Origin of the sequence: Lichenibacterium minor, assembly GCF_004137685.1 — a bacterium.
In the GTDB taxonomy this organism is placed as follows: Bacteria; Pseudomonadota; Alphaproteobacteria; order Rhizobiales; family Beijerinckiaceae; genus Lichenihabitans; species Lichenihabitans minor.
In genome coordinates this window covers 67,781-90,030 of the sequence record NZ_QYBB01000013.1, presented here as the reverse complement: position 1 = coordinate 90,030, position 22,250 = coordinate 67,781, and the positions used below count along the sequence as shown (strand labels likewise).

At 71.3% G+C, this 22,250-nt stretch carries 23 protein-coding genes; 14 read left to right on the top strand and 9 right to left on the bottom strand.

What is annotated here, in order from left to right; all coding sequences use genetic code 11:
• Window positions 1-38 precede the first annotated feature (38 nt).
• Window positions 39-905 carry a mycofactocin-coupled SDR family oxidoreductase gene (locus tag D3273_RS13105; RefSeq protein ID WP_129227233.1) on the top strand — a complete coding sequence of 289 codons (867 nt, stop codon included), beginning with the start codon at window positions 39-41 and terminating at the stop codon, window positions 903-905.
• 43 nt (window positions 906-948) lie between these two features.
• Here the strand turns inward: D3273_RS13105 and D3273_RS13100 are convergent, their stop codons facing one another.
• From D3273_RS13100 to D3273_RS13090, 3 genes are all read right to left on the bottom strand, one after another.
• Window positions 949-1,770, bottom strand: coding sequence for a substrate-binding domain-containing protein (locus tag D3273_RS13100; protein ID WP_129227231.1), 822 nt, complete (start codon window positions 1,768-1,770; stop codon window positions 949-951).
• A 77-nt stretch (window positions 1,771-1,847) separates the two neighbouring features.
• The gene (locus D3273_RS13095) at window positions 1,848-3,161 is read right to left on the bottom strand and encodes an MFS transporter (protein WP_129227229.1); all 1,314 of its coding nucleotides are present in this window, start codon (window positions 3,159-3,161) and stop codon (window positions 1,848-1,850) included.
• Between the two features lie 174 nt (window positions 3,162-3,335).
• Entirely contained in the window at window positions 3,336-4,112 is a 777-nt protein-coding gene (locus D3273_RS13090; protein ID WP_129227227.1) for an SDR family oxidoreductase, read from the bottom strand.
• Window positions 4,113-4,459: 347 nt separating this feature from the next.
• On the opposite strand from D3273_RS13090, the gene D3273_RS13085 reads away from it, so the two are divergent.
• Complete coding sequence (locus tag D3273_RS13085) at window positions 4,460-5,752, top strand: MFS transporter (protein ID WP_129227225.1); 1,293 nt, start codon at window positions 4,460-4,462, stop codon at window positions 5,750-5,752.
• 108 nt (window positions 5,753-5,860) lie between these two features.
• Window positions 5,861-6,985 carry a UV DNA damage repair endonuclease UvsE gene (gene uvsE / locus D3273_RS13080; RefSeq protein ID WP_129227223.1) on the top strand — a complete coding sequence of 375 codons (1,125 nt, stop codon included), beginning with the start codon at window positions 5,861-5,863 and terminating at the stop codon, window positions 6,983-6,985.
• A 42-nt stretch (window positions 6,986-7,027) separates the two neighbouring features.
• On the opposite strand, the gene D3273_RS13075 is transcribed toward uvsE, so the two are convergent.
• Complete coding sequence (locus D3273_RS13075; RefSeq protein ID WP_129227221.1) at window positions 7,028-8,182, bottom strand: helix-turn-helix transcriptional regulator; 1,155 nt, start codon at window positions 8,180-8,182, stop codon at window positions 7,028-7,030.
• 101 nt (window positions 8,183-8,283) lie between these two features.
• The gene (locus D3273_RS13070) at window positions 8,284-8,787 is read right to left on the bottom strand and encodes a Fur family transcriptional regulator (RefSeq protein ID WP_129227220.1); all 504 of its coding nucleotides are present in this window, start codon (window positions 8,785-8,787) and stop codon (window positions 8,284-8,286) included.
• 161 nt (window positions 8,788-8,948) lie between these two features.
• On the opposite strand from D3273_RS13070, the gene D3273_RS13065 reads away from it, so the two are divergent.
• The 3 genes from D3273_RS13065 to D3273_RS13055 are packed head-to-tail and all read left to right on the top strand — an operon-like array spanning window position 8,949 to window position 11,468.
• A complete protein-coding gene (locus D3273_RS13065) occupies window positions 8,949-9,821 on the top strand; it encodes a metal ABC transporter solute-binding protein, Zn/Mn family (protein ID WP_129227218.1) in 873 nt (290 codons plus the stop codon).
• Complete coding sequence (locus D3273_RS13060) at window positions 9,818-10,642, top strand: metal ABC transporter ATP-binding protein (RefSeq protein ID WP_129227216.1); 825 nt, start codon at window positions 9,818-9,820, stop codon at window positions 10,640-10,642. Before D3273_RS13065 ends, D3273_RS13060 begins: the two co-directional genes overlap by 4 nt.
• Window positions 10,629-11,468 (top strand): metal ABC transporter permease, encoded by an 840-nt coding sequence (locus D3273_RS13055; RefSeq protein WP_129227214.1) that lies wholly within the window; start codon window positions 10,629-10,631, stop codon window positions 11,466-11,468. The genes D3273_RS13060 and D3273_RS13055 overlap by 14 nt, the downstream gene beginning before the upstream one ends.
• A gap of 22 nt (window positions 11,469-11,490) precedes the next feature.
• On the opposite strand, the gene D3273_RS13050 is transcribed toward D3273_RS13055, so the two are convergent.
• The 3 genes from D3273_RS13050 to D3273_RS13040 all read right to left on the bottom strand — a co-directional run bounded on the left by D3273_RS13050 (window position 11,491) and on the right by D3273_RS13040 (window position 12,872).
• Window positions 11,491-11,991: a pyridoxamine 5'-phosphate oxidase family protein gene (locus D3273_RS13050; RefSeq protein ID WP_129227213.1), complete on the bottom strand. Its 501-nt coding sequence runs from the start codon at window positions 11,989-11,991 to the stop codon at window positions 11,491-11,493.
• Window positions 11,992-12,103: 112 nt separating this feature from the next.
• Window positions 12,104-12,364, bottom strand: coding sequence for a hypothetical protein (locus D3273_RS13045; protein WP_129227211.1), 261 nt, complete (start codon window positions 12,362-12,364; stop codon window positions 12,104-12,106).
• 13 nt (window positions 12,365-12,377) lie between these two features.
• Complete coding sequence (locus tag D3273_RS13040; RefSeq protein WP_129227209.1) at window positions 12,378-12,872, bottom strand: DUF427 domain-containing protein; 495 nt, start codon at window positions 12,870-12,872, stop codon at window positions 12,378-12,380.
• 107 nt (window positions 12,873-12,979) lie between these two features.
• Between D3273_RS13040 and D3273_RS13035 the strand changes: the two genes are divergently transcribed.
• From D3273_RS13035 to D3273_RS13020, 4 genes are read left to right on the top strand one after another with little or no spacing between them, the layout of a single operon-like run.
• Window positions 12,980-14,671, top strand: a complete 1,692-nt coding sequence (locus tag D3273_RS13035) for an ArnT family glycosyltransferase (protein WP_129227207.1) — start codon at window positions 12,980-12,982, stop codon at window positions 14,669-14,671.
• Between the two features lie 7 nt (window positions 14,672-14,678).
• Window positions 14,679-15,398 carry a phosphatase PAP2 family protein gene (locus D3273_RS13030; protein WP_165359480.1) on the top strand — a complete coding sequence of 240 codons (720 nt, stop codon included), beginning with the start codon at window positions 14,679-14,681 and terminating at the stop codon, window positions 15,396-15,398.
• Window positions 15,395-16,150, top strand: coding sequence for a glycosyltransferase family 2 protein (locus D3273_RS13025; RefSeq protein ID WP_129227203.1), 756 nt, complete (start codon window positions 15,395-15,397; stop codon window positions 16,148-16,150). Before D3273_RS13030 ends, D3273_RS13025 begins: the two co-directional genes overlap by 4 nt.
• Window positions 16,140-16,484 (top strand): lipid-A-disaccharide synthase N-terminal domain-containing protein, encoded by a 345-nt coding sequence (locus D3273_RS13020; RefSeq protein ID WP_129227201.1) that lies wholly within the window; start codon window positions 16,140-16,142, stop codon window positions 16,482-16,484. The genes D3273_RS13025 and D3273_RS13020 overlap by 11 nt, the downstream gene beginning before the upstream one ends.
• Window positions 16,485-16,520: 36 nt before the next feature.
• Here D3273_RS13020 and metC read toward each other — a convergent pair whose 3' ends face one another.
• Window positions 16,521-17,708: a cystathionine beta-lyase gene (gene metC, locus D3273_RS13015; RefSeq protein WP_129227199.1), complete on the bottom strand. Its 1,188-nt coding sequence runs from the start codon at window positions 17,706-17,708 to the stop codon at window positions 16,521-16,523.
• 198 nt (window positions 17,709-17,906) lie between these two features.
• Between metC and D3273_RS13010 the strand changes: the two genes are divergently transcribed.
• The 4 genes from D3273_RS13010 to D3273_RS12995 all read left to right on the top strand — a co-directional run bounded on the left by D3273_RS13010 (window position 17,907) and on the right by D3273_RS12995 (window position 22,153).
• Complete coding sequence (locus tag D3273_RS13010) at window positions 17,907-18,926, top strand: amino acid ABC transporter substrate-binding protein (protein ID WP_428977777.1); 1,020 nt, start codon at window positions 17,907-17,909, stop codon at window positions 18,924-18,926.
• Window positions 18,927-19,015: 89 nt separating this feature from the next.
• Window positions 19,016-20,206: an amino acid ABC transporter permease gene (locus D3273_RS13005; protein WP_129227195.1), complete on the top strand. Its 1,191-nt coding sequence runs from the start codon at window positions 19,016-19,018 to the stop codon at window positions 20,204-20,206.
• Between the two features lie 4 nt (window positions 20,207-20,210).
• Window positions 20,211-21,356 (top strand): amino acid ABC transporter permease, encoded by a 1,146-nt coding sequence (locus D3273_RS13000; protein WP_129227194.1) that lies wholly within the window; start codon window positions 20,211-20,213, stop codon window positions 21,354-21,356.
• 23 nt (window positions 21,357-21,379) lie between these two features.
• Window positions 21,380-22,153, top strand: a complete 774-nt coding sequence (locus D3273_RS12995; RefSeq protein ID WP_129227192.1) for an amino acid ABC transporter ATP-binding protein — start codon at window positions 21,380-21,382, stop codon at window positions 22,151-22,153.
• The last annotated feature ends 97 nt before the right edge of the window (window positions 22,154-22,250 follow it).

The window sequence follows — 22,250 nt, the reverse complement described above, 5'->3', positions numbered from 1 at the left end:
CGCTCGCTCATTGTCGCGCCGACAGGGGAGACAGGGCGATGGGCAAGGGTTTGGGGCGCCTTGAGGGCAAGGTGGCCATCATCACCGGCGCGGCGCGCGGCATCGGGCGCTCGACCGCCGTGCTCTTCGCACGCGAAGGCGCGGCCGTGGTGGGGATCGACATCGCCGGTCCGGTGTCGTCGGCCATCACGGTGGAGCCGGCGAGCGCGGACGAGCTCGCCGAGACGGGGCGGCTCGTCGAGGCGGAAGGTGGGCGTTGGCTGGCCCGAACGCTGGACCAGCGCGACATCGGCGCGCTGCGGGCGGCGGCCGAGGCTGCCGTGCAGACCTTCGGCGGCATCGACATCCTGTTCGCCAACGCCGGCATCCAGGACTTCAAGCCGCTGCTCGAGATGGAGGACGCCGACTGGCACGACCAGATCGACGTTAACCTCACCGGCACCGCCAACGCGCTCAGGGCCGTGGCGCCCCACATCGTCAAGCGCGGCGGCGGTCGCATCATCCTGACGTCGTCGACGCAGGGGCAGCACGGCACCAAGTTCGGCGCCAGCTATTCGGCGTCGAAATGGGGCATCCTGGGCTTGATGAAGTCGGCCGCGCTGGAACTGGGCCCGCACGGGATCACAGTGAACTCCGTCGTGCCCGGCCTCATCGACACGCCGCTCACGCGCCACCGCAGCCGCTACGCCCAGGCGGTCGGCGATCTGAAGAGCGACGAGCCGACCGAGGAGCTGGAAGCCGAGGCGACGAAGAAGCTGACCGAGAAGTCGCCGCTCGGCGTGCCCTACATCTCGCCCGACGACATCGCCCCCGTGGTGCTGTTCCTGGCGTCGGACGAGGCCCGCATGGTGTCGGGCGCCGCCTACGACGCGACCGCCGGCGACAGCGCCAACAACATGGCGTGAGCGGACGCCCGCGGCCCCGCCGGTCCGCGGGCGTCGAGCCGGGTCAGGGCGCGGCGGCGAGGGGGGTGAAGCCGAACCGCCCGAGGATCGCCTGGCCCTTCGACGACAGCACGAACAGCGCGAACCGCTCGGCCGCCGGCTCCCGCGACAGCACCGCCATGGCGTAGACGGGGTGGACCTCCAGGCTGTCGGGCAGGGGCAGGTTGGTGAGGTCCGGCACTTCCTTCAGCAGCGCCGCGGCCGACGAGCAGTAGTACAGGAACAGGTCGGCATGATCGCCGAGGAAGATGGAGGCGCCGGGGCTCTTGCCCGCGATCGGCACCATCGTGGTCGGACCGCCGACGAGGGTCAGCATCTTGCCGGTCAGCGCCTTCTCGGCGCCGGGACGGAGCGCTTCGGCCCGCTTGAAGACCGCGAGCGCGTAGTCGCCGCCCGGGTCGTTGCCGGGCGTCGAGGTGGCGAGCCGCAGGTCGGGCGACAGCATCCTGTCGAGCATGCCGGTCTCCGTCAGCCCCACGGCGGCCTTGGCGGCGACGCACATGCGGTTCTTGACGAAGGTCACCACCAAGGCGTCGGGCCGCGCGGCGGCGAGGCGCTCCGGCGCCGCGATGTCGGCCGAGGCGAACAGATCCGCCGTCTCGCCCCTGGACAGGCGGTCCGCGAGCAGGCCGGCGGGCCCGTAGACGGGCGCCGCGAAGGCGCCCGGCGGCTCGCCCGCGGCCTCGATCAGCGCCGCCATGGCGCTCGACAGGCTGCCCGCCGCGTAGACCTTCACCGGCGCGGCTTCGGCCGCGGCGCCGATTGCGAGGACGAAGACCGCGGCGGCGGCGACGCCGCGCAGGAGCGGAAGGGCTGGTCGCAGCATCGGGGGCTCGCGGATCGACGCGGCCCGAGCGGCGGCGCCCAGACGTTATATCCTATCGGCTATAACGCGTCGAGCCTTCACCCCCGGCCGGTTTCCCGCATGCTCGCGACCGCCAGGACGCTGACGATGCCCGCCGCGGTGATGTAGCCGCCGACCCAGGCGAGGCCGCCCCGCTCCAGCAGCAGCTGCGCCGCGAAGGGGGCGAGGGAGGCGCCGAGGATGCCGCCGAGGTTGTAGGCCGTGGACGCGCCGGTGTAGCGCACCCGCGTCGGGAACAGCTCGGGCAGCAGGGCGCCGAGCGGTGCGAAGGTGAGCCCCATCAGGCCGAGCTCGATGCACAGGAACAGCAGCACCTCTGCCGGGCTGCCGTCGCCGAGCATGCGGGGCATCAGGAAGCCCGACAGCGCCGCGAGCGTGCCCGCCGCCATCAGCACCGGGCGGCGGCCGAAGCGGTCTGCCAGGGCCGCCGACACGGGCGTGGCGATCGCCATGAACACCACCGCGACGCAGAGCATCTCGAGGAAGTCGGAGCGGGCGATGTGCCGGGTCCCGACGCCGTAGCCCAGCGCGAAGACGGTGGAGATGTAGAACAGCGCGTAGCAGACCACGATGGACAGCGAGCCCTGGAGCAGCGGGAGCGCGTGCCGCCCCAGCACCTCGGCGAGCGGCACGCGGGCCGGCGGCTCGCGGCGCAGGGCCTCGACGAAGGCCGGCGTTTCTTCCATCGATACCCGGAGGTAGAGGCCGATGGCGACCAGCGCGGCGCTGACCAGGAAGGGGACCCGCCACGCCCAGGCGACGAAGACGGGCTCGCCCAAGCCCAGCAGCAGGCCGAGGAACAGGCCGTTGGCGAGGAGGAACCCGAGCGGGGGGCCGAGCTGCGGGAACATGCCGAACCAGGCGCGGCGACCCTGCGGCGCGTTCTCGGTGGCCAGCAGCGCCGCCCCGCCCCATTCGCCGCCCAGGCCGATCCCCTGGCCGAAGCGCAGCAGGCAGAGCAGCCAGGGCGCCACGGCGCCCGCCGTGGCATAGCCGGGCAGCAGGCCGATCAGCGTCGTCGACAGCCCCATCACCAGCATGGAGGCGACGAGCGTTGACTTGCGCCCGATCCGGTCGCCGAAATGGCCGAACAGGATGGACCCCACCGGCCGGGCCACGAAGGCGATGCCGAAGGTCAGGAAGGCGTTCAACGCCTGGGCGCCCGGCGCCGACTGCGGGAAGAAGGCTTGACCGATCACCAGCGCGGCGGCGGTGCCGTAGATGTAGAAATCGTAGAACTCGATGGTGGTGCCGACGAGGCTCGCCAGCACGATGCGCCCGAGGCCTCCGGCCGGCGTCGCGCGTGCATGCGCGCCGAGCCTGGGGGCGCTCGCCCCCGCGTTTCCTGCCATGATGTCGTGTCCGTGTTCTCGTTGTGACGGACGCGCTACGGCGGAAGCGGGCCGGCGGTCAAGCCGCGCCGGCTCGGATGCCCCGAACCGGCGCGCGCCCGCTCACGCCAGCCGTGGGGAAATGCCGAGGCCCGTTCGGCGGGTCACGCCGCACGAGCGGCGGCGCGCGTCCGCTCAAAGCACCACGGGGTTCTGCCCCCCGTCCACCGACAGCGTGGTGCCGGTCACGTAGGCGGCGCGATCGGAGGCCAGGAACACCACGGCGGCGGCGACCTCTTCGGCGCTCGCCATGCGGCCCAGCGGCAGGCGCGCGACGGCGCGGGCGCGGGCCTCGTCGGGCGCGACGCCTTGCGCGGCGGCGTCGGCCTCGAAGCCCTCCGTCACGCGCGTGGTTTCGGTCAGGCTCGGGCTGACGCCGACCACGCGCACGCCGCGCGCCGCATAAGCGTTGCCGAGGCCTGCCGTAGCCAGCATCAGCGCGGCGTTGGCGGCCCCGCCGGCGATGTGGATGGGGGACGCGACCTTTCCGCCGGTGCCGATGACGTTGACCACCACGCCGCGGCCGCGCTCCGCCATGCGCTTGACGGCGGGATCGACCACGAAGATCGTCGAGAAGAACTTGGCGTCCATCGCTTGGCGCCAGTGCTCGGGCGTCATGGCCTCGGCGGGCGAGCGGCGCGCCGCGCCGGCGGAATTGACCAGCACGTCGATCGGCCCCAACCCGGCCTCCACCTCCTCCACGAGGCGGGCGGCATCCCGTGCATCGCTGCAATCGGCGGTGAAGCCGCTGAGCGCGGGATGGAGTGTCACCGCGGCGGCGACGTTGTCCGCAACCCGCGAGCAGATCGCCACCGAGCAGCCTTCCGCCAGGAAGGCCGCCGCGCAGGCGAGGCCGATCCCCTTCGACCCGCCCGTGACCAGCACGCGCCTGCCCGTCAAGCCGAGGTCCATCGCAGCGCTCCATGCCACGCGGCATCCGCTCGCCGCCCGCATGCAACGTCGGGGGCCGGCGTTGTGTCCGTGGGGCGGCCCCGGCTTGGGCGCACGACCGTCATCCCCCCGTCGGCGTCGGGCAGCGCCGGGCGGCGGCGGCCACCCGATGCGCCGCGACCTCGGACCCAGGTTCGACGCGTCCGAGGACGCGCCCGATTCTCAGCCGCCGAATCCCGGACGACCGCGCCGTGGCGTCTGGTGCGGCGTCGCCGCGCCTGTATGATCCCGTTCAACGGCCGGAAAGGTCGAGGAGGGTGGAAACCATGGACGGAACGACGGCGCGCGCCGATGTGGAGGCGCGCACGATGAGCAAGGTCACGCGGCGGCTCGTGCCCTTCCTGATGCTCTGCTATTTCGTCGCCTACCTCGACCGGGTCAACGTCGGCTTCGCGGGGGCGACCATGCGGGCCGACCTCGGCTTGACGGCGACCGCCTTCGGCGGCGCGGCCGGCATCTTCTTCATCGCCTACTTCCTGTTCGAGGTCCCGAGCAACCTCGCGCTCGACCGGTTCGGCGCGCGCGTCTGGATCGCCCGCATCATGTTCACCTGGGGCCTGATCTCGGGCGCGCAGGCCTTCGTGGGCGGGGAAACGAGCTTCAACGCCGTTCGCCTGCTGCTCGGCTGCGCCGAGGCCGGCTTCTTTCCAGGGATCATCTTCTTCCTCACGCTGTGGTTCCCGTCGGCCTACCGCGCCCGCATCGTGGCGATGTTCATGGCAGCGATCCCGATCTCGACGATCATCGGCGCGCCCGTGTCGGGGCTGATCCTCGGGCTCGACGGCGCCGCCGGCCTGCACGGCTGGCAATGGGTCTTCCTCATCGAGGCGGCGCCGGCGCTCCTCATGGCCTTCGCGGTCCTGGCCTACCTCACCGATCGCCCGCGCGACGCCGCCTGGCTCACCGCCGAGGAAAGCGGCTGGCTGCAGGCTCGGCTCGATGCCGAGCGCGCCAACCGCGAAAGCCGCCACAGGATCTCGTGGCGCCGGGCCGTGGTGGACCCGCGCGTGGTCGCTTTCGGCTTCGTCTACATGGGGCTGAACATCCCCCAATACGGGCTGAGCTTCTTCCTCCCGCAGATCGTCAAGGCCTTCGGCGGGCTCAACGGGTTCGAGGTCGGGCTCGTCACCGCGGTGCCCTACCTCGTCGGGGCGGTCGGCATGATCGCCTGGAGCCGGTCGTCGGACCGCACCGGTGAGCGGAAGTGGCACACGGTGATCCCGCTCCTGTGCATCGTCGTGGGGCTGCTGTCCGCGTCCGCGATGTCGGACCCGGCGCCCAAGATGGCCTGCCTGTGCATCGCGGGCTTCGGTTTCTTCGCCGTCTACGCCTCGTTCTGGGCGCTCCCGACGGCGCTCCTGTCGGGCACGGGTGCCGCGGCGGGCATCGCCGCCATCAATTCCATCGGCAACCTGGGCGGCTATTTCGGCCCGCAGGTGTTCGGCATCCTCAAGGACAGGACCGGGGGCGAGACGGCGGGGCTGGTGTTCTTCGCCGCCTGCGCGCTGGTCGGCGCCGGCATCGTCCTGGCGCTCGGCCACGACCGTTCGCTGGAGCGGGCCCCCGCAGACCCGCCGGCCCGGCAGCCGACCCGCGCCTGACGCCGGCCCGGCCGCCCGCGACGACCCGTCCACAGCCGACGGCGCTCGCGCCCGCAACTTCCCGCCCGGGCGGGCGGTTGCCCCGCATCGGACGAGGGTGCGGACACGATGGCGAGAACGAGCAAGCGCAAGGATGTCGAGCTGCCGCCCCGGCCCGAGGGCCGGCTACGGCTCGGCTTTCCCGTGAAGGTGATGGGGCGGCCGGACCTCAAGAGCAACGACACCCGCCGCTGGCAGGCCGACCCCCACCTGCGCGTCAGCCTCGAATACCTCGACGCGATCTTCGGCTATCTCGGCAAGCACGGCATCGACATGTACCGCATGTCGTCCGACCTCGCCCCCTACGCGACCCATCCCGACATGCCGCAGTTCCACACCATGGTGCGGGACAGCGCGTCGGACCTCGCCGCCATCGGGGCGCGGGCCAAGGCGCAGGGGCTGCGCCTGTCGTTCCACCCGTCGCAATACGTGGTGCTGAACAGCCCCGACCCGGAGCTGGTGCGGAAGAGCGTCGCCGACCTCACCAGCCAGGCCGAGATGCTCGATCTGATGGAACTCGGCCCCGAGGCCGTGATGGTGATCCACGTCGGCGGCACCTACGGCGACATTCCGGCCAGCAACGCGCGTTGGGTGGAGAACTGGCCCACCATGCCGGAGCCGGTGCGCCGCCGCCTGGTGCTCGAGCACGATGACATCCGCTTCAGCGCTTCCGACGTCCTGTGGATCCACGAACACACCGGCGTGCGGCTGATCTTCGACCACCAGCACTTCCTGTGCCTCAACCCCGACAACCTCGACATGGGCGACACCGTTCGGCGCATCCTCGCCACCTGGCCCGAGGGCGTCCGCCCGAAGATCCACTTCTCCTCGCCCCGCACCGAACTGCGCGAGCTGAAGCGCAAGGACAAGAAGACGAAGAAGACCAAGACCGTGCATGTCGCGCCGATCTGGACCGGCCATGCCGACTACGTGCACCCGTTCGAGTTCATGGGCTTCATGCGGTCGATCACCGACCGGGACTTCGACGTGATGATCGAAGCGAAGGCGAAGGACCTCGCCCTCATCCGTCTCCGCCCCGACATGCTGCGCTACGCGCCGGACGTCGCGTCGCGGTTCGGCCTCAGCGAGGCGGAGCGGGACCGCCTCGACGCCGAGGAGGAGGCCGTGATCGAGGAAAGCACCGCCGTCCCGATCCCGGTCGAGGGGGACGCGCTGGCCGACGAGGCGGCGTGATCCCGGGGGCGTGCCCTCTCGTCCAAGGACCGCGCTCGACCTTCACCCCCCTCGATCGACCGGTGCGCCCGCCGTGAGAGACCCCAGCAGGGCCGTCAGCCCCTGCTGGGACGCCACGCCGGTCTTGCCCATCACCGCCTTGAGTTGCGATTTCACGGTCTCGCGCGACAGCTTCAGCTCGTCGGCCACGGCGGGCACGCCGCCGAGGATCACGGCCGACCTCGCGACCCGCGCTTCGGCGGGGGTGAGCCCGAACAGCGATGCGAGCAGGCCCGCGTCAAGCGGGGTCGGCGTGGACGCCCGCGTGATCATCACCACGCAGGCGGCGCCGACGAAGACGTCGCGTCCCGCGCCCATCACCGGAACCAGATGCGCGACGGACGGCAGCCCGCCGAGGCGCGCCGCGATCGGGATCGAGCGTCCCAGCCGCGACCCGCCGTCCTGCGCCCTGAGCTCTTCGAGCGCCCGGCTCAATGCGAGGTCGGCCCCCGGGTCCGACAACGTCAAGCGTCCGCGCGACTCGCGCAGCGCGTGCGGCATGAGCGAGGCGAGGAGGTCGTTGCCGATCACCACCCGCCCGCGCGCCGACAGGGCCGCCGCCGGGAAGCCCAGCGTCGCCAGCGCATCCACGGCGCCGCGCGACCGGTCGAGGCCGAGCCTGGCGGAGATCAAGGCCGCCCGGGCGAGATGGGGGCGGAGGGCTTCGGCGGTCGCCACGGCCCCGGCGTCGAGCGGCGGAGCTCCGAACCGGCGCTGGACCGTGGCGACCATCAGGTCTCCCGTCGGCATGGAGAAGATGGTGCCGAACTCCGATCCGATGTTCCTGGGGAGGAAGAAGCCTTCGAGGGCGGGGTCGCGGTGCAGCTCGTCCAACGTGTAGAGGTGGCGCTCGGTGACGAACGCCTTGGGATCGAGCCTCGCGCAACGCGCGATCCTGTCGCTTCGCGCGGCCCATCCGCCCGACACGTAATCGGCCACGATGTGGCCGTCGTCGGTGGAGGTGGCGTAGCGGGCCTCGTCGGGTCCGCTCGCGACGAGGATGGCGCAGGAGCCGTCGAAGCGACGGGCCATGATCGACAGTGCCGCGGGCCAAAGGTCCGGCGCCAGGGCCGCTTCGTAGAAAAGGTCGGCCAGCCCCTGCGCGTCCATCCAGGCCCCCGCCCTGCGGCGGCGCTCCGCCGCGATCGCGGGATGCATCTGACGTGATCTCGACGGCGCTCGTCAACCCGCGGCGTCGGGAACGCGGGCGGCGGCGCGCCCGGGCGCTTCCCCGCGGACGGGACCTCCGGCCGGCGACGTCAGATCGGCAGGCAGCGCCCGCAGGTCCCTTCCAGCTCCACCATCTGCTTCTCGATCCTGAAGCTCGATGCCTTGGCGCGGCGCGTCAGCGTGGCATCCACGTCGTGGTCGTCGACCTCCTCGGTCACGCCGCAGCGCGTGCAGATGAGCAGGATGCCGTGGTGGTGATGCCCGGGCGAATCGCAGACCGCGAAGGCGTTGCGGCTCTCGATCTTGATCACGAAGCCGTTCTCGACCAGGAAATCCAGCGTGCGGTACACCGTGGGGGGCGCCACCTGCCGCTCCTGCAGCTTCGCCAGCCCGTCGATCAGCGCATAGGCGGTCAGGGGCGCGGCGCTGTCCGCCAGCAGGCCCAGCACCTGGCGCCGCAGGGCGGTGAGCTGGACGTTGCGCTCGCCGCACAGGGCTTCGACGCGCCGCAGCCAGGCGCCGCGCGCATCCTCCGCGGTGCCGCGAGCCGCGTCCTGGGCCGTCCCCTGCGCCGTCTCGTGACCGTGGTCCATCCGCGTCCCTCCGCTCCCTATCTGAGCCGATCCGTCGACCGCTTCAACCCCGCCCCGCCGCCAGCCCGCCGCCGGCCGCAAAGGATATGTTGTAACCTGTTTCGTTATAACGTAACGATGTGAATGCGCCGCACCGGCGCGGCAAGACGGGGTTCGATCCGATGTCGCTGAAATCCGCCCTCCTCGGCGTGTTCGCCGTTTTCGCTCTGCCCGCGGCGGCTTCCGCGGCCGGCATCGACGTGGTGGCGGCCGAGAACTTCTACGGCGACCTCGCCAAGCAGGTCGGCGGCCGGTACGTCAGCGTGACGTCGATCCTGTCGAACCCCGACCAGGACCCGCACCTCTTCGAGGCGGACCCGTCGACCGCGCGCGCCCTGAAGACCGCCAGGGTGGTGATCCAGAACGGCGCCGACTACGACCCTTGGATGGGCAAGCTGCTGAAGGCCGACCCGTCGCCGGGCCGCGCCGAGATCGTCGCCGCCGACCTCGTGGGCAAACACGCCGGCGACAACCCCCACCTGTGGTACGACCCCGCCACCATGCAGGCGGTGGCCAGGGACCTCGCCGCGAAGCTCGGCGCCATCGACCCCGCCCACAAAGCCGATTTCGACGGCAACGCCGCCGCCTTCGCGGCCTCGATCGGGTCGCTCGACGCCAAGGTGGCGGCCATGAAGGCCCGCTATGCCGGGCAGCCCGTCACGGCGTCCGAGCCGGTCTTCGGCTACATGGCGAGCCTGCTCGGCCTCGACATGCACGACGAGTCCTTTCAGATGGCGGTGATGAACAACACCGAACCGTCGGCGTCGGACGTCGCCCGGTTCGAAGACGACCTGAAGGGCCACAAGGTGAAGGCGATGATCTACAACGGCCAGGCCGACGACAAGGCGGTGAAGCGGCTCGTCGGCATCGCCAGGGAGAGCCACGTTCCGGTGGTGGCCGTCACCGAAACGGAGCCCGCCGGCACCACCTACCAGTCCTGGATGACGAAGCAGCTCGACGCGCTCGACCACGCGCTGTCGGCGAAGAGCTCTTGAGCCTCGTCTCCTTCGAAGGCGTCACGCTGGAGCTCGGCGGCCGGACGATCCTGTCCGACGTCGGCTTCGACATCGAGCCGGGCGAGTTCGTCGGGCTGCTGGGCCCCAACGGGGCCGGCAAGACGACGCTGCTGCGCGCCATCCTGGGCCTCGTGCGGCCCCGCGCCGGCCGCATCCTGGTCGACGGGCGGGATGCGGCGCGGGGCCAGCGCGCGGTGGGCTACATGCCGCAGGTGCGCGGTTCCGCCGACCTGCGCTGGACCGGCTGGGACTTCGTGGCGTCCGCCGCCGGCGGCCACCGCTGGGGCCTGCCGCGGCTCGATGCCGCCGGGAAGGCCGAAGTCGCCTGGGCGCTCGACACCGTGGGGGCCACCGCGCTGGCACGGCGACCGCTGGGGGAGCTCAGCGGCGGCGAGCGCCAGCGGCTCCTGCTCAGCCAGGCGCTGCTCGGCCGCCCCAGGCTGCTGCTGCTCGACGAGCCGCTGATCTCCCTCGACCCCGCGCACCAGCGCGGCGTCGTCGAGCTGGTGGCGCGCCTGGGCCGGGAGCTGGGCCTCGGCGTGTTGTTCTCGGCCCACGAGCTCAACCCGCTCATGGGCGCCATCGACCGCGTCCTCTACGTCGGCCGGGGCAGGGCGGTGCTCGGCACGGTCGACGCCGTCATCACCGGCCCGGTGCTGTCGCGGCTCTACGGGTCGCCCATCGAAGTGGTGCGGACCGGCCGGCGCATCTTCGTCATGGCGGGCGACACGGAGGTCGAAGGGGAAGCGCATCGGCACGACCATCACGGCCACGCGGAGCACCACCATGCTGGCCTATGACTTCATGCGGACGGCCTTCGTGGCCAGCGGGGTCGTGGCCATCCTGTCGGGCCTCGTCGGCTACTTTCTGGTGCTCCGCAACCAGACCTTCGCCGGCCACGCCCTGGCCCATGTCGGCTTCACCGGCGCGACGGGCGCGATCCTGGTCGGCATCGCGCCGCTCTGGGGCCTCGTCGGCTTCACCCTCGCGGCCGGCCTCGCCATGGGGGCGCTCGGCGAGAAGCTGTCGGCGCGGGACGTCGCCATCGGGATGACGCTGTCGCTCGCGCTGGGCTTCGGCCTGCTGTTCCTCCACTTCTACACCGCCTTCGCCACCCAGGCGACGGCGCTGCTGTTCGGCAACGTGCTCGGCGTCGACCGGGAAGCGCTGTGGTCGCTCGTCACGCTGTCGCTGCTGTCCCTGGCCGTGCTGGCCGTCGTGTCGCGGCCGCTGCTCTTCGCCAGCCTGCAGCCGGAGCTCGCCGAGGCCAGGGGCGTGCCGGTGCGGCTCGTATCGGTCGCGTTCCTGGGTATCGTCGCCGTGGCGGTGTCGGAATCGTCGCAGATCGTCGGCGTGCTGCTGGTGTTCACCCTCATGGTCGGGCCGGCCGCGGCGGCGCGCAACCTGTCGCCGCGCTTCGGCGTCGGCGTGGCGCTGTCGGCCGCGCTGGCGCTGGGCGAAGCCTGGGGCGGCGTGACGCTCGCCTGGTTCACCGACTGGCCGGTGAGCTTCTGGATCACCGCCCTGTCGGCGACCGTCTACGGTTTCAGCTTCGCGCCCTACGGCCTCGGGGTGCTGAAGGCGAGAGCGCGCCGCGCTGGAGGCGGCCTGTCGGCCGCGCCCTGACCGCCGGCCCGCCGGACCCGCGTCAGGCGAGTTCGATCTTGCCGACGTCGCCGGCGCGCGACGGCTTGCCCGTCGCCAGCGCCTTCAGGTAGCCGAAGGCCACCACGGCGACGCTGTTCGGCGTGTCCCAATATTCGGCATGCTCGGCGCGGACGCGGATCAGCACCACGTTGTCGTCCTCCGGGCCGCCGGGGAACCATGTGCGGTAGATCTCGCTCCACAGCGCCTTGACCCTGGCGCGGTCCGCCACGATCTCGCTCCGGCCGGTGATCGACACGAAATTCTGCTTCTTCGGGTCGGCGAAGCTGACCAGGACCTGCGGGTCCGCCCCGATCTCCTCGACCTTGCGCGAGTCCTTCTTGGTGAAGAACCACAGGTCGCCGTCGTCCTCGCATTTGCGGTAGGCCATGGGACGGGCGTGCAACGGCGCGCCTTCGCTGCCGCGCGTGGTGAACAGCGCGTAGTCGATGCCCGCGACGAGGTCGAGGATCCTGCGCTTGTCGGCTTCGGTGTCGTCGCTCATGGCTCGTCCTCGTCGCCGGGCGCCCCATGGCCGCGGTCACGCTCGGGCAACGCCCGATCGGCGGCGCGGTTCGTCGGCCGCGCTAGGGCCGAACCGCGCAGGCCGGAACGGCTCAGGGCTTCGCGGCGCAGAGCTGGCGGCCATCGGCGCCGGTGCGGGGAACGATGCCGCCCCAGGGTGTGACGATGTATTGGCAGCCCGTGCCGCGGTCGGTCTCGACCAGCAGCCCGGCCGTGCCGGTGTCCGGATCGACCCGGGCCGCGAAGGGAAGCCTGCCCGCGGCGACGTCGCGCGCCACCAGCGCGAGGGCGGCGGCGATGCCGATCCAGATCAGGACCACGACGAGGCGTGCCAACCGTTCCGCATGGGTCATCGACGCACGGCCCTCACCAGCCCCCGCTGCCGGGCCCGCCCTTGACGGGTCCGACGATCCGGCTCGTCATCCAACCGCCGTAGAAGCCGCCGGGTTGCGCTTCGGCCCGCTCGTCGCCCACGAAGCAGGCGTCCATCGGCCCGGCGTAGAAGGCGACGTGGTCGGCGATGGGCTCGAACGGGTGCCGCGGCCGCGGGTAGCTCCAGCCGACGCGGGGCGCGCGCCGGCCGCCGAGCACCACGTCGTGGTACAGCGCCGCGCCCTTCCATTCGCAGACCGAGCCGCCGCCGGCCGGCAGCAGCGCGCCGGGCGCGATGTCGGCCATCGGCAGGTAGTAGGTCGGCGGGTGGCTGGTTTCCAGGACGCGCCAGGCCGCCGCGGTGTCGGCGAGGGTCAGCCCCGCGAACAGGATGCGGATGCGCTCCGGCACGCGTTCCAGGCGCGGCGGCCGCGGGTAGTCCCACACGCTTTCCTGGCCCGGCCCGGGCTCGATCCGCTTCGCCGGCATGGCGTCCTCCCTCGGTCGTCGAGGACCCTACCAGCGCGCGGCGGTTTGCGTCACGCGCCCTTCCGGACTATCCCGGCCCGTCGGTCGCGGCGGAGGAGAAGCGCCCCTTGTCACAGTTCACGGGTCCCGCGGCCGCACGGCGCCGGTTCGTTCCGGTGCTGTGCCTGCTCCTGCTGGGACTCGCCTTCTGGCTCCCGGGCTTCGCCAGCCTGCCGCCCATGGACCGCGACGAGCCGCGCTTCGCCCAGGCGTCCAAGCAGATGGTCGAGACCGGCGACTTCGTCGCCATCCGCTTCGGCGACGAGGCGCGCAACAAGAAGCCCGTCGGCATCCACTGGCTCCAGGCCGCCGCCCTTCGCGGCGCCGAGGCGGCGGGCGTGCCGGACGCCGCCCACGCGATCTGGGTGTACCGGCTCCCGTCCCTGCTGGGGGCGCTCGCGGCCGTCCTGCTCACGTTCTGGGCCGCGCTGCCGATCCTGGACGACCGGGGCGCCCTGCTGGCCGGCGCGCTCGTGGCGGCGACGCCGCTGCTCGGCGTCGAGGCTCGCCTCGCCACGACCGATGCCGTGCTGACCGCCACCGTGGCGGCCGCCATGGGTGCGCTCGGCCGGCTGTACCTCGCCGAGCCGGCGACGCGGAAGCGGATGTGGGGCGCGGCCCTGGTGTTCTGGGTGAGCGTGGGCGTCGGCATCCTGATCAAGGGCCCCATCACCCCCCTGATCCCCGCGCTCGCCGCGCTGGCGTTGTCGGTCAAGGACCGTTCGGGGCGCTGGCTAGCGGCGGTGCGGCCCGTGCCGGGCGTGGCCCTGGTGCTGCTGATCGCGCTGCCCTGGTTCGTGCTGATCCTGCTCAAGACGCGGGGCGCCTTCATCGCCGACGCCGTGGGCCACGACCTGCTGGGCAAGGTGGGGGGCGTACAGGAGTCCCATGGGGCCCCCCCGGGCTTCTACTTCGCCGCGTTCTGGGCGACGGCGTGGCCGCTCGCGCCCTTCGCGATCGTCACGGCCGCGGCGGCCTGGCGGCGGCGGCGCGAGCCGTCCGTCGCCTTCCTGCTCAGCTGGGCGATCCCGTTCTGGATCGTCCTCGAAGCGGTGCCGACCAAGCTCGTCCACTACGCCCTGCCGCTGTACCCCGCCTTCGCCATCCTGGCCGTGCTCCTCCTGCTGCGGCCCGCCGTCGCCGGCGCCCCGATCGGGACGTACCGCGGCCGGGCGTGCCTGGCGTTGATGGCGCTCGTGCCCGTGGCGATCGCCGCCCTGGCGGTGGCGGGGGAGGGGCGGATGTGGACGTTGGGGCCGGCCCTCGCCACGGGTGCCGCCGCGGCCGTCGCGGCCGCCCTCGGCCTGTGTTGGCTGGCGTACGGGGCGCTGCGCGGCGCGCGCCGCGATGCCGCCATCGCTTTCGCGGTCGCGGCCGCCGTCCCGCTCTACCTCTTCGTCTACGGTTGGCTGTTGACGCCCGGCGTCGCCCCGGGCCTCGCCGTGTCGCAGCGCCTCGCGGCCGGCGCCGCTTCGGCCGCCGGCCCGTCCTGCCCCGCCCCGCGCTTCGCCACCGTCGGCGACCGCGAGCCCAGCCTCATGTTCGAGACCGACGGCGGCCTGCTCATGACCGATGCCGCCGGCGCGGCACGGTTCCTGGAGGACGGCCCGTGCCGGGTGGCCTTCGTGGCGGCCGACGAGGAGCGGCCCTTCGCGGCGGCCCTCGGGCCCGCGCCGGGGGTCGCGCTCGCGTCCCGCGTCGCGGGCGTGGCCATCAACGGCGGCCACAAGCTCGACATCGGCATCTACGTCCGTCATTAGCCTCGCCATGACCCACCCGAGACACCTGCGGCGCGCCTCCGGTGCCGCCGTCCTGGCGCTGTTCGTCCTCGTCCTGGCCGTGGTGGCGTTCGGGGACCGGTCCGCCGCCACGGCCGCCGGCCACGAGGCGCCGGCGCTGCGCGCCTTCGGCGAGACCGTGAGCTGGCTCGGCCTGTCGGGCTACATGCTGGCCCTGTCCGCCGCCGCCGCGGCGGCCGCGGTGGCGCTGATGCGCCGGGCGGACCGGCCGGAGCGCCGGGCGCGGCTGCGCGGCTGCGCCGAACGCGCCGTCTTCGTGTTCGCCGCCGTCGCGGCCTCGGGCCTGCTGTGCCAGGCGATCAAGCACGTCGTCGGCCGTGCGCGCCCGCGCTTCCTCGTCGACCAGGGTGCCTTCGCGTTCCACGGGCCGAGCCTCCGCGCGGGCATCGACAGCTTCCCGTCCGGCCATTCGACGTCGATTTTCGCCGCCGCGACGGCCCTGGGCCTGCTCGCCCCGCGATGGCGCGGTCCCCTCTACGCCGTGGCGGTCGCGGTGTGCGCGGCCCGCGTGGTCGCGGGCGCCCACTATCCCAGCGACACGGTCGCGGGCGCGTTCCTGGGCAGCGTCGTGACGCTGTGGGTGGCGCGCAGCTTCGCCCTGCGGGGCATCGCCGTCGCGGCCGATCCCGGCGCCCCGCGACCCCACCTCCTGCAGGCGCCGACCGTGCCGAAGCGAGCCGCCCCGTGACCGACACCCAAGCGACCCTTCCCCTCGTCACCGTCGTCATCCCCGTGCTGGACGAGGCCGGCAACCTGACGCCTCTCGTGGCCGAGATCGAGCGGGCGCTCTACGATCGCTGCGTCTACGAGGTGATCGTGGTCGACGACGGTTCGAGCGACGGTTCGGGCGACGAGGTCCGGGCGCTGCTGCCCGCCCGGCCCTGGCTGCGCCTGCTCCGGCACCCGTCCCCCTGCGGCAAGTCGGCCGCCGTCAAGAGCGCCGCCGCCGTGGCACGGGCGCCGCTGCTCGTCACGATGGACGGCGACGGCCAGAACGACCCCGCCTTCATCCCGGCCTTCCTGGCCCGGATGGCCGAAGCCGGCCCGTCCTGCGGGCTGGTCCACGGCCAAAGGCTCGGGCGCAAGGACACGGCCTTCAAGCGCCTGCAGTCCCGCCTCGCCAACGCCATCCGCCGCGCCATCCTGCGCGACGGCACGCGGGACACCGGCTGCGGCTTCACCTGCGTGCGCCGCGACGTCTACATGAACCTACCCTTCTTCGACGCCCTGCATCGCTTCATGCCGGCGCTGGTGCGCCGCGACGGCCACGGCATCGCCCACGTCGACGTGGTCGACCGGCCGCGCCAGAAGGGCATCTCGAAATACGGCTTCTTCGACCGGCTCGCCGCCGGCATCGTCGACCTCGCCGGCGTGGGCTGGCTGCTCGCGCGGCGGCGGTCGGTGCCGAGGGCCGAGGAGGTGTCGTCCCGTGTTCTATAGCCTGCCCCACGACATCGGCGTCTACCTTTACGACGTCTTCGTCGGCCGGTTCGACGCCTGGGTGGCGTTCGGCATCGTGGCGCAGACGCTGTTCGCCGGGCGCTTCCTGGTGCAATGGATCGAAAGCGAGCGGGCGGGCCGCAGCGTCATCCCGGTGTCGTTCTGGTTCCTGTCGATCCTGGGCGGCGGCATGACGATGATCTACGGCCTCGTCCGGCACGACGCGATCATCATCCTCGGCCAGGTGTTGTCGAACCTCATCTACGTCCGCAACCTGGTGCTGATCGCCAAGAACCGACGCTCCGGCCGGGGCGGGCCCGCCGGCGACGGCTGACCCGGCGCGGTCGCCCGGCGTCGCCCGGGCGCGCCGTCAGGCCGTGGCCCGCAGCCGCGCGAAGCCGCGGTCGAGGTCGGCCTTCAGGTCCTCGGGGTCCTCGAGGCCGATCGACAGGCGCAGCGTCGGGCCACCGGGGTTCCACCGCGTGGCGGTGCGGTAGCGCGTGCAGTCGAAGGGGATGACGAGGCTCTCGTAGCCGCCCCAGGACGCCCCGATGCCGAACAGCTCCAGCCCGTCCACCATGGCGGCGACGGCGGCGCGCGGCACGGGCTTCAGCACGATCGAGAACAGGCCCGACGAGCCGGAAAAGTCGCGACGCCAGATCGCGTGGCCCTCGTCCTCCGGCAGGGCGGGGTGCAGGACGCGCAGCACCTCCGGCCGGGCCTGCAGCCAGCGCGCCATGGCGAGGCCCTGCCGCTCCGCTTCCCGCAGGCGCAGCTCCATCGTGCGCAGGCCGCGCAGGCCCAGGAACACGTCTTCCGGGCCGGCGCAGACGGCGAATTCCGTGAAGCAGCGGTTCAGCGCCGGCCAATGGCGCGCGTTGGCGCTGGTGAGCCCCAGCAGCAGGTCGGAATGGCCCGACAGGTATTTGGTGCCGGCCTCGATGGCGATGTCCACGCCCCGCTCGTGGGGCGGAAAGAACAGCGGCGTCGCCCAGGTGTTGTCCATCACCACAGCGATGTCGCGCGGCCGGCATTCGGCCGAGATCGCCGGGATGTCCTGCATCTCGAAGCTCTGCGAGCCGGGCGCCTCGACCAGCACGGCGCGGGTGTTGGGCTTGAACAGCTCGGCGATGCCGGCGCCCACCTTCGGGTCGTAGTAGGTCGTCTCGACGCCGAAGCGCTTCAGCGTGCCGTCGCAGAAGCGGCGCGTGGGGAAATAGGCCGAATCGGACACGAGCAGGTGGTCGCCGGCTCCCAGCACGGACAGCAGCGCCACCGTGATGGCGGCGAGGCCCGACGGCGTCAGCACCGTGCCGGCCGCGCCGGCGAGGTCGTTCCAGGCGTCCGTCAGGGCGTCGGTCGTGGGCGTGCCGTGGGTGCCGTAGGTGTAGCGGTTCCGCCCGCCTTCGTAGTCGTCGATCGTGTCGGCCAGCACCGTCGAGCCGCGGTAGATGGGCGTGTTGACGAACCCGTGCTGGTCCTGCGGGTTGCGGCCGACATGGACCAGGCGGCTGCGCGAGCGGAGATTCGCCCGGGTTTCTGCGGAAATTTTGCTCATCGATTCTCTCGGTCTTGCCGGTTCCGCGGTCAGGTTGGTCGCCCAGGCGGCAACCGTGGCGCGTCAACAGTGGGAATGACGCGCGAGCCTTGACCGCCCTCGGCAAAGCGTTGTGTGATGCCCAAGGACCAAGCAATTCCGGGCCGGGGCGCCTCGCCTCATCATGCCCGCAACCGCTGAATCGGGGAAGAGATGAAACTGCGCGACACCCTTCTGGCAGGCCTCCTGGCCACCGCTGCCGTCACCTTCGGGGTCGGCGCGGCTTCGGCCGGCACGCTCGACTCGGTGAAGGGCAAGGGCCTCCTCACCTGCGGCGCCAACACCGGCCTCGCCGGCTTCGGCATCCCGGACGACAAGGGCCAGTGGACCGGCCTCGACGTCGACGTGTGCCGCGCCATCGCGGCGGCCGTGCTGGGCGACGCCAAGAAGGTCAAGTTCGTCGGCCTCGACGCCAAGAACCGCTTCACCGCGCTTCAGTCGGGCGAGATCGACGTCCTGTCGCGCAACACGACCGCCACCTCGTCGCGCGCCAGCACGCTCGGCATCATCTTCGGGCCGGTCACCTATTACGACGGCCAGGGCTTCCTGGTGAAGAAGAAGCTGAACGTGTCCTCCGCCAAGGACCTCAACGGCGCCTCGATCTGCGTTCAGCAGGGGACCACGACTGAGCTGAACCTCGCCGACTATTTCCGCTCCAACAGCATGAAATACGAGTCGGTCGCCTTTCAAAGCGAGGACGAGACGCTGAAGGCCTTCGAGTCGGGCCGCTGCGACGCCTTCACGACCGACGCTTCGGGCCTCTACGCGGAGCGCCTGCGCCTCGCCAACCCGGACGACAACATCGTCCTGCCGGAGATCATCTCCAAGGAGCCGCTGGCACCCTCCGTCCGCCAGGGCGACGACCAGTGGTACGACGTGATGACCTATACGGTCTACGCCATGCTCGACGCCGAGGAGCTCGGCGTGACGTCGAAGAACGTCGACGAGATGAAGAAGTCCGACAACCCGAACATCCGTCGCCTGCTCGGCATCGAGGGCGACCAGGGCAAGGGCTTCGGCCTGTCCAACGATTGGGCCTACAACGTCATCAAGCAGGTCGGCAATTACGGCGAAGTCTTCGACCGCAACGTCGGCGACGGCTCGCCGCTGAAGATCAAGCGCGGCGTCAACGCCCTGTGGAACAAGGGCGGCATCCAGTACGGCATGCCGATCCGCTGATGCATCGCGGGCTTGGCTTGCGGATTGCAGGACCGGGCCCGCTCCACTTCGAGCTGTCGGCATCGACCGATGCGGGGGATTGACCATTCATGACGGTGCAGACGGCGGGAGATCGCGCGCCGAAGGCTGGCTTCAGCCTTTATGATCCCAGATTGCGCGGGATCGTCTACCAGGTCGTCATGCTGGCCATCTTGGTGGCGTTGGTGTGGACTGCGTCGAGCTACGCCGTGGCCAACATGGCGCGGCTCGGCATCCCGCTGAACTTCAACTTCTGGAACCAGACGGCCGGTTTCGAGATCAACCAGACGCTCGTCTCCTATTCGGCGCTCTCGACCTACGGGCAGGCGTTCTGGGTCGGGCTCTACAACACGCTCCTGGTCGGCGCGCTGGGGGTGGTCTTCGCCACCGTCATCGGCTTCGTGGTCGCGGTGCTCCGGCTGTCGCCGAACTGGATCGTGTCGAAGCTCGCCACCGTCTACGTGGAACTGTTCCGCAACATCCCGCTGCTGCTGCAGCTGGTGTTCTGGTACACGGTGGTGCTGAAGTCGCTGCCGCAGCCGCGCCAATCCGTGTCGGTGTTCGGCGCCGTGTTCCTGAACACCCGCGGCCTCGTCGTCCCCAACGCCGTGTTCCGCGACAACGCCGCCGTGGTGGGCTGGGCCCTGCTCGCCGGCATCCTGCTCACGATCGCGTTCTCGATCTATGCGGGCCGCCGCCAGGCCGCCACCGGCCAACAATCGCCCGTGCTGCTGGTCGGCCTCGGGCTCGTTCTCGGCCTTCCCGTCCTGGCCTATCTGGCGGCCGGCATGCCGATCGGCCTCGAAATGCCGGTGCTCCGCGGCTTCAACTTCGCCGGCGGGCGGCAGATTTTCCCCGAACTGGCGGCCCTCCTGATCGGCCTTTCGATCTACACCGGCGCCTTCATCTCGGAGATCGTGCGTGCCGGCATCATGGCGGTCGGCCGCGGCCAGCACGAGGCCGCCTCGGCCCTGGGCATCCGCTCCAACGTCACCATGCGCCGCGTCGTCATCCCCCAGGCGATGCGGGTCATCGTGCCGCCGCTGACGAACCAATACCTCAACCTCGTCAAGAACTCGTCCTTGGCGGTCTTCATCGGCTATCCGGATCTCGTCCAGGTCTTCGCCGGCACGGTGCTCAACCAGACCGGTGCGGCGATCCAGTGCATGGCGCTGACCGGGCTCGTCTATCTCGCGATCTCGCTCGCGCTGTCGACGCTCATGAACGTGTACAACAAGCGCGTCGCGCTCGTGGAAAGGTGAGGCCATGAGCGACGCCACCTATGCGAACCAGATCGCCTTCCTGCGCGCCGCGCCGGTGCCGGCGGAACCGCCGCCGGCCCTCGCACAGGGGCCGATGGCCTGGGCGAGGCGGAACCTGTTCTCCGGCCCCGTTTCCACCCTCCTCACGGTCGCCTCGCTGGCGTTCCTGGCGTGGGTGATCCCGGGCCTCGTGCGCTTCCTCGTCACCGACGCCGTGTGGCACGCCGACAACGGTGAAATCTGCCGCGCCAACCAGGGCGGGGCCTGCTGGCCCTTCATCTGGGCCAAGGCGTCCTTCTTCTGGTACGGCCCCTATCCGGAAGCGGAGCACTGGCGCGTCAACGTCGTCGAGATCGTCGGCGCCGGGCTGATCGTGTGGCTGCTGTGGCAGGGCGCGCCGAAGCGCAACGTGGCGGCGCTGCTGTTCTTCGTGGCCTTCCCCATCCTGTCCTTCGTGCTGCTGCACGGCTTCGCGTGGCTCGACCTCCCGGTCGTCACGACCGACCTGTGGGGCGGCGTGCTCGTCACGCTTCTGGTGTCGCTCGTCGGTATCGTGTTCTCGCTTCCGCTCGGCGTCCTCCTGGCGCTCGGCCGCCGCTCGTCGCTGCCGATCGTGAACGCGATCTGCACGGGCTTCATCGAGATCGTGCGCGGCGTGCCCTTCATCATCGTGCTGTTCATGGCCAACTTCATGCTGCCGCTGTTCCTGCCGGAAGGCTGGACGCCGGACCGCCTGTTGCGGCCGCTCGTCGGCACGGCGCTGTTCGCCGCCGCCTACATGGCGGAAGTCGTGCGCGGCGGCATGCAGGCCATGCCCAAGGGCCAGTACGAGGGCGCGTCGTCGGTCGGGCTGGGCTACTGGCAGACCATGCGGCTGATCATCCTGCCGCAGGCGCTGGCGCTGGTGATCCCCGGCATCGTGTCGAACTTCATCAGCCTGTTCAAGGACACGACCCTGGTGGCGATCGTGGGCATCTTCGACTTCCTGCGCACGATCGAGACCGCCTACAACGACCCGAACTGGACGTCGCCCACCACGTCGGCCACCGGCCTCATCACGGCCGCCGCCTTCTACTGGGTCTTCTGCTTCGGCATGTCGCGCTATTCGCAGGGCGTCGAGCGCCGGCTGCGCGCCGGCCGCCGGCACTGACTCCAAGACACAGGGATCCCAACATGAGCGCCGTTCCCGCCAGCCCGTCCGCCCGCTTCGACGGGGACTACGCGGTGTCCCTCACCGGGGTGCACAAGTGGTACGGCTCGTTCCACGTGCTCCGCGACGTCAACCTCCACGTCCGCCGCGGCGAGAAGATCGTCATCTGCGGCCCGTCGGGCTCCGGCAAGTCGACGATGATCCGCTGCATTAACCGCCTGGAGGAGCACCAGAAGGGCAGCATCGTCGTCAACGGCACGGAGCTCACCAACGATCTGCGGCGCATCGACGAGGTGCGGCGCGAGGTCGGCATGTGCTTCCAGCACTTCAACCTGTTCCCGCACCTCACGATCCTCGAGAACTGCACGCTGGCGCCGATCTGGGTCCGCAAGATGCCCAAGAAGGACGCCGAAGAGGTCGCGATGAAGTACCTGACGCGGGTCCGCATCCCCGAGCAGGCCAACAAATATCCGGGCCAGCTGTCGGGCGGCCAGCAGCAGCGCGTCGCCATCGCGCGGTCGCTCTGCATGAACCCCAAGATCATGCTGTTCGACGAGCCGACCTCGGCGCTCGACCCCGAGATGGTCAAGGAGGTGCTCGACACCATGGTGTCGCTCGCCAACGAGGGCATGACCATGCTGTGCGTGACGCACGAGATGGGATTCGCCCGACAGGTCGCCGATCGCGTCATCTTCATGGACGCGGGGCAGATCGTCGAGATGAACACGCCGGACGCGTTCTTCTCGAACCCCCAGCACGAGCGCACCCGGCTATTCCTCGGCCAGATCCTGCACTGACCCACGGCGGCCCCGTGCGGCGCCCCGGCGCCCGTCCGGTGCCGGCCGGCTGGCGCGTCATGGCGGGCGTCCCGGAAATCCGTTAGACCGTGCTCAG

Bases quoted from the DNA above. Each gene is read 5' to 3' on its own strand.
- D3273_RS13105 (WP_129227233.1), top strand. From the start codon at position 39: ATGGGCAAGGGTTTGGGGCGCCTTGAGGGCAAGGTGGCCATCATCACC.
- D3273_RS13100 (WP_129227231.1), bottom strand. From the start codon at position 1,770: ATGCTGCGACCAGCCCTTCCGCTCCTGCGCGGCGTCGCCGCCGCCGCG.
- D3273_RS13095 (WP_129227229.1), bottom strand. From the start codon at position 3,161: ATGGCAGGAAACGCGGGGGCGAGCGCCCCCAGGCTCGGCGCGCATGCA.
- D3273_RS13090 (WP_129227227.1), bottom strand. From the start codon at position 4,112: ATGGACCTCGGCTTGACGGGCAGGCGCGTGCTGGTCACGGGCGGGTCG.
- D3273_RS13085 (WP_129227225.1), top strand. From the start codon at position 4,460: ATGAGCAAGGTCACGCGGCGGCTCGTGCCCTTCCTGATGCTCTGCTAT.
- uvsE (WP_129227223.1), top strand. From the start codon at position 5,861: ATGGCGAGAACGAGCAAGCGCAAGGATGTCGAGCTGCCGCCCCGGCCC.
- D3273_RS13075 (WP_129227221.1), bottom strand. From the start codon at position 8,182: ATGCATCCCGCGATCGCGGCGGAGCGCCGCCGCAGGGCGGGGGCCTGG.
- D3273_RS13070 (WP_129227220.1), bottom strand. From the start codon at position 8,787: ATGGACCACGGTCACGAGACGGCGCAGGGGACGGCCCAGGACGCGGCT.
- D3273_RS13065 (WP_129227218.1), top strand. From the start codon at position 8,949: ATGTCGCTGAAATCCGCCCTCCTCGGCGTGTTCGCCGTTTTCGCTCTG.
- D3273_RS13055 (WP_129227214.1), top strand. From the start codon at position 10,629: ATGCTGGCCTATGACTTCATGCGGACGGCCTTCGTGGCCAGCGGGGTC.
- D3273_RS13050 (WP_129227213.1), bottom strand. From the start codon at position 11,991: ATGAGCGACGACACCGAAGCCGACAAGCGCAGGATCCTCGACCTCGTC.
- D3273_RS13045 (WP_129227211.1), bottom strand. From the start codon at position 12,364: ATGACCCATGCGGAACGGTTGGCACGCCTCGTCGTGGTCCTGATCTGG.
- D3273_RS13040 (WP_129227209.1), bottom strand. From the start codon at position 12,872: ATGCCGGCGAAGCGGATCGAGCCCGGGCCGGGCCAGGAAAGCGTGTGG.
- D3273_RS13030 (WP_165359480.1), top strand. From the start codon at position 14,679: ATGACCCACCCGAGACACCTGCGGCGCGCCTCCGGTGCCGCCGTCCTG.
- metC (WP_129227199.1), bottom strand. From the start codon at position 17,708: ATGAGCAAAATTTCCGCAGAAACCCGGGCGAATCTCCGCTCGCGCAGC.
- D3273_RS13005 (WP_129227195.1), top strand. From the start codon at position 19,016: ATGACGGTGCAGACGGCGGGAGATCGCGCGCCGAAGGCTGGCTTCAGC.
- D3273_RS13000 (WP_129227194.1), top strand. From the start codon at position 20,211: ATGAGCGACGCCACCTATGCGAACCAGATCGCCTTCCTGCGCGCCGCG.
- D3273_RS12995 (WP_129227192.1), top strand. From the start codon at position 21,380: ATGAGCGCCGTTCCCGCCAGCCCGTCCGCCCGCTTCGACGGGGACTAC.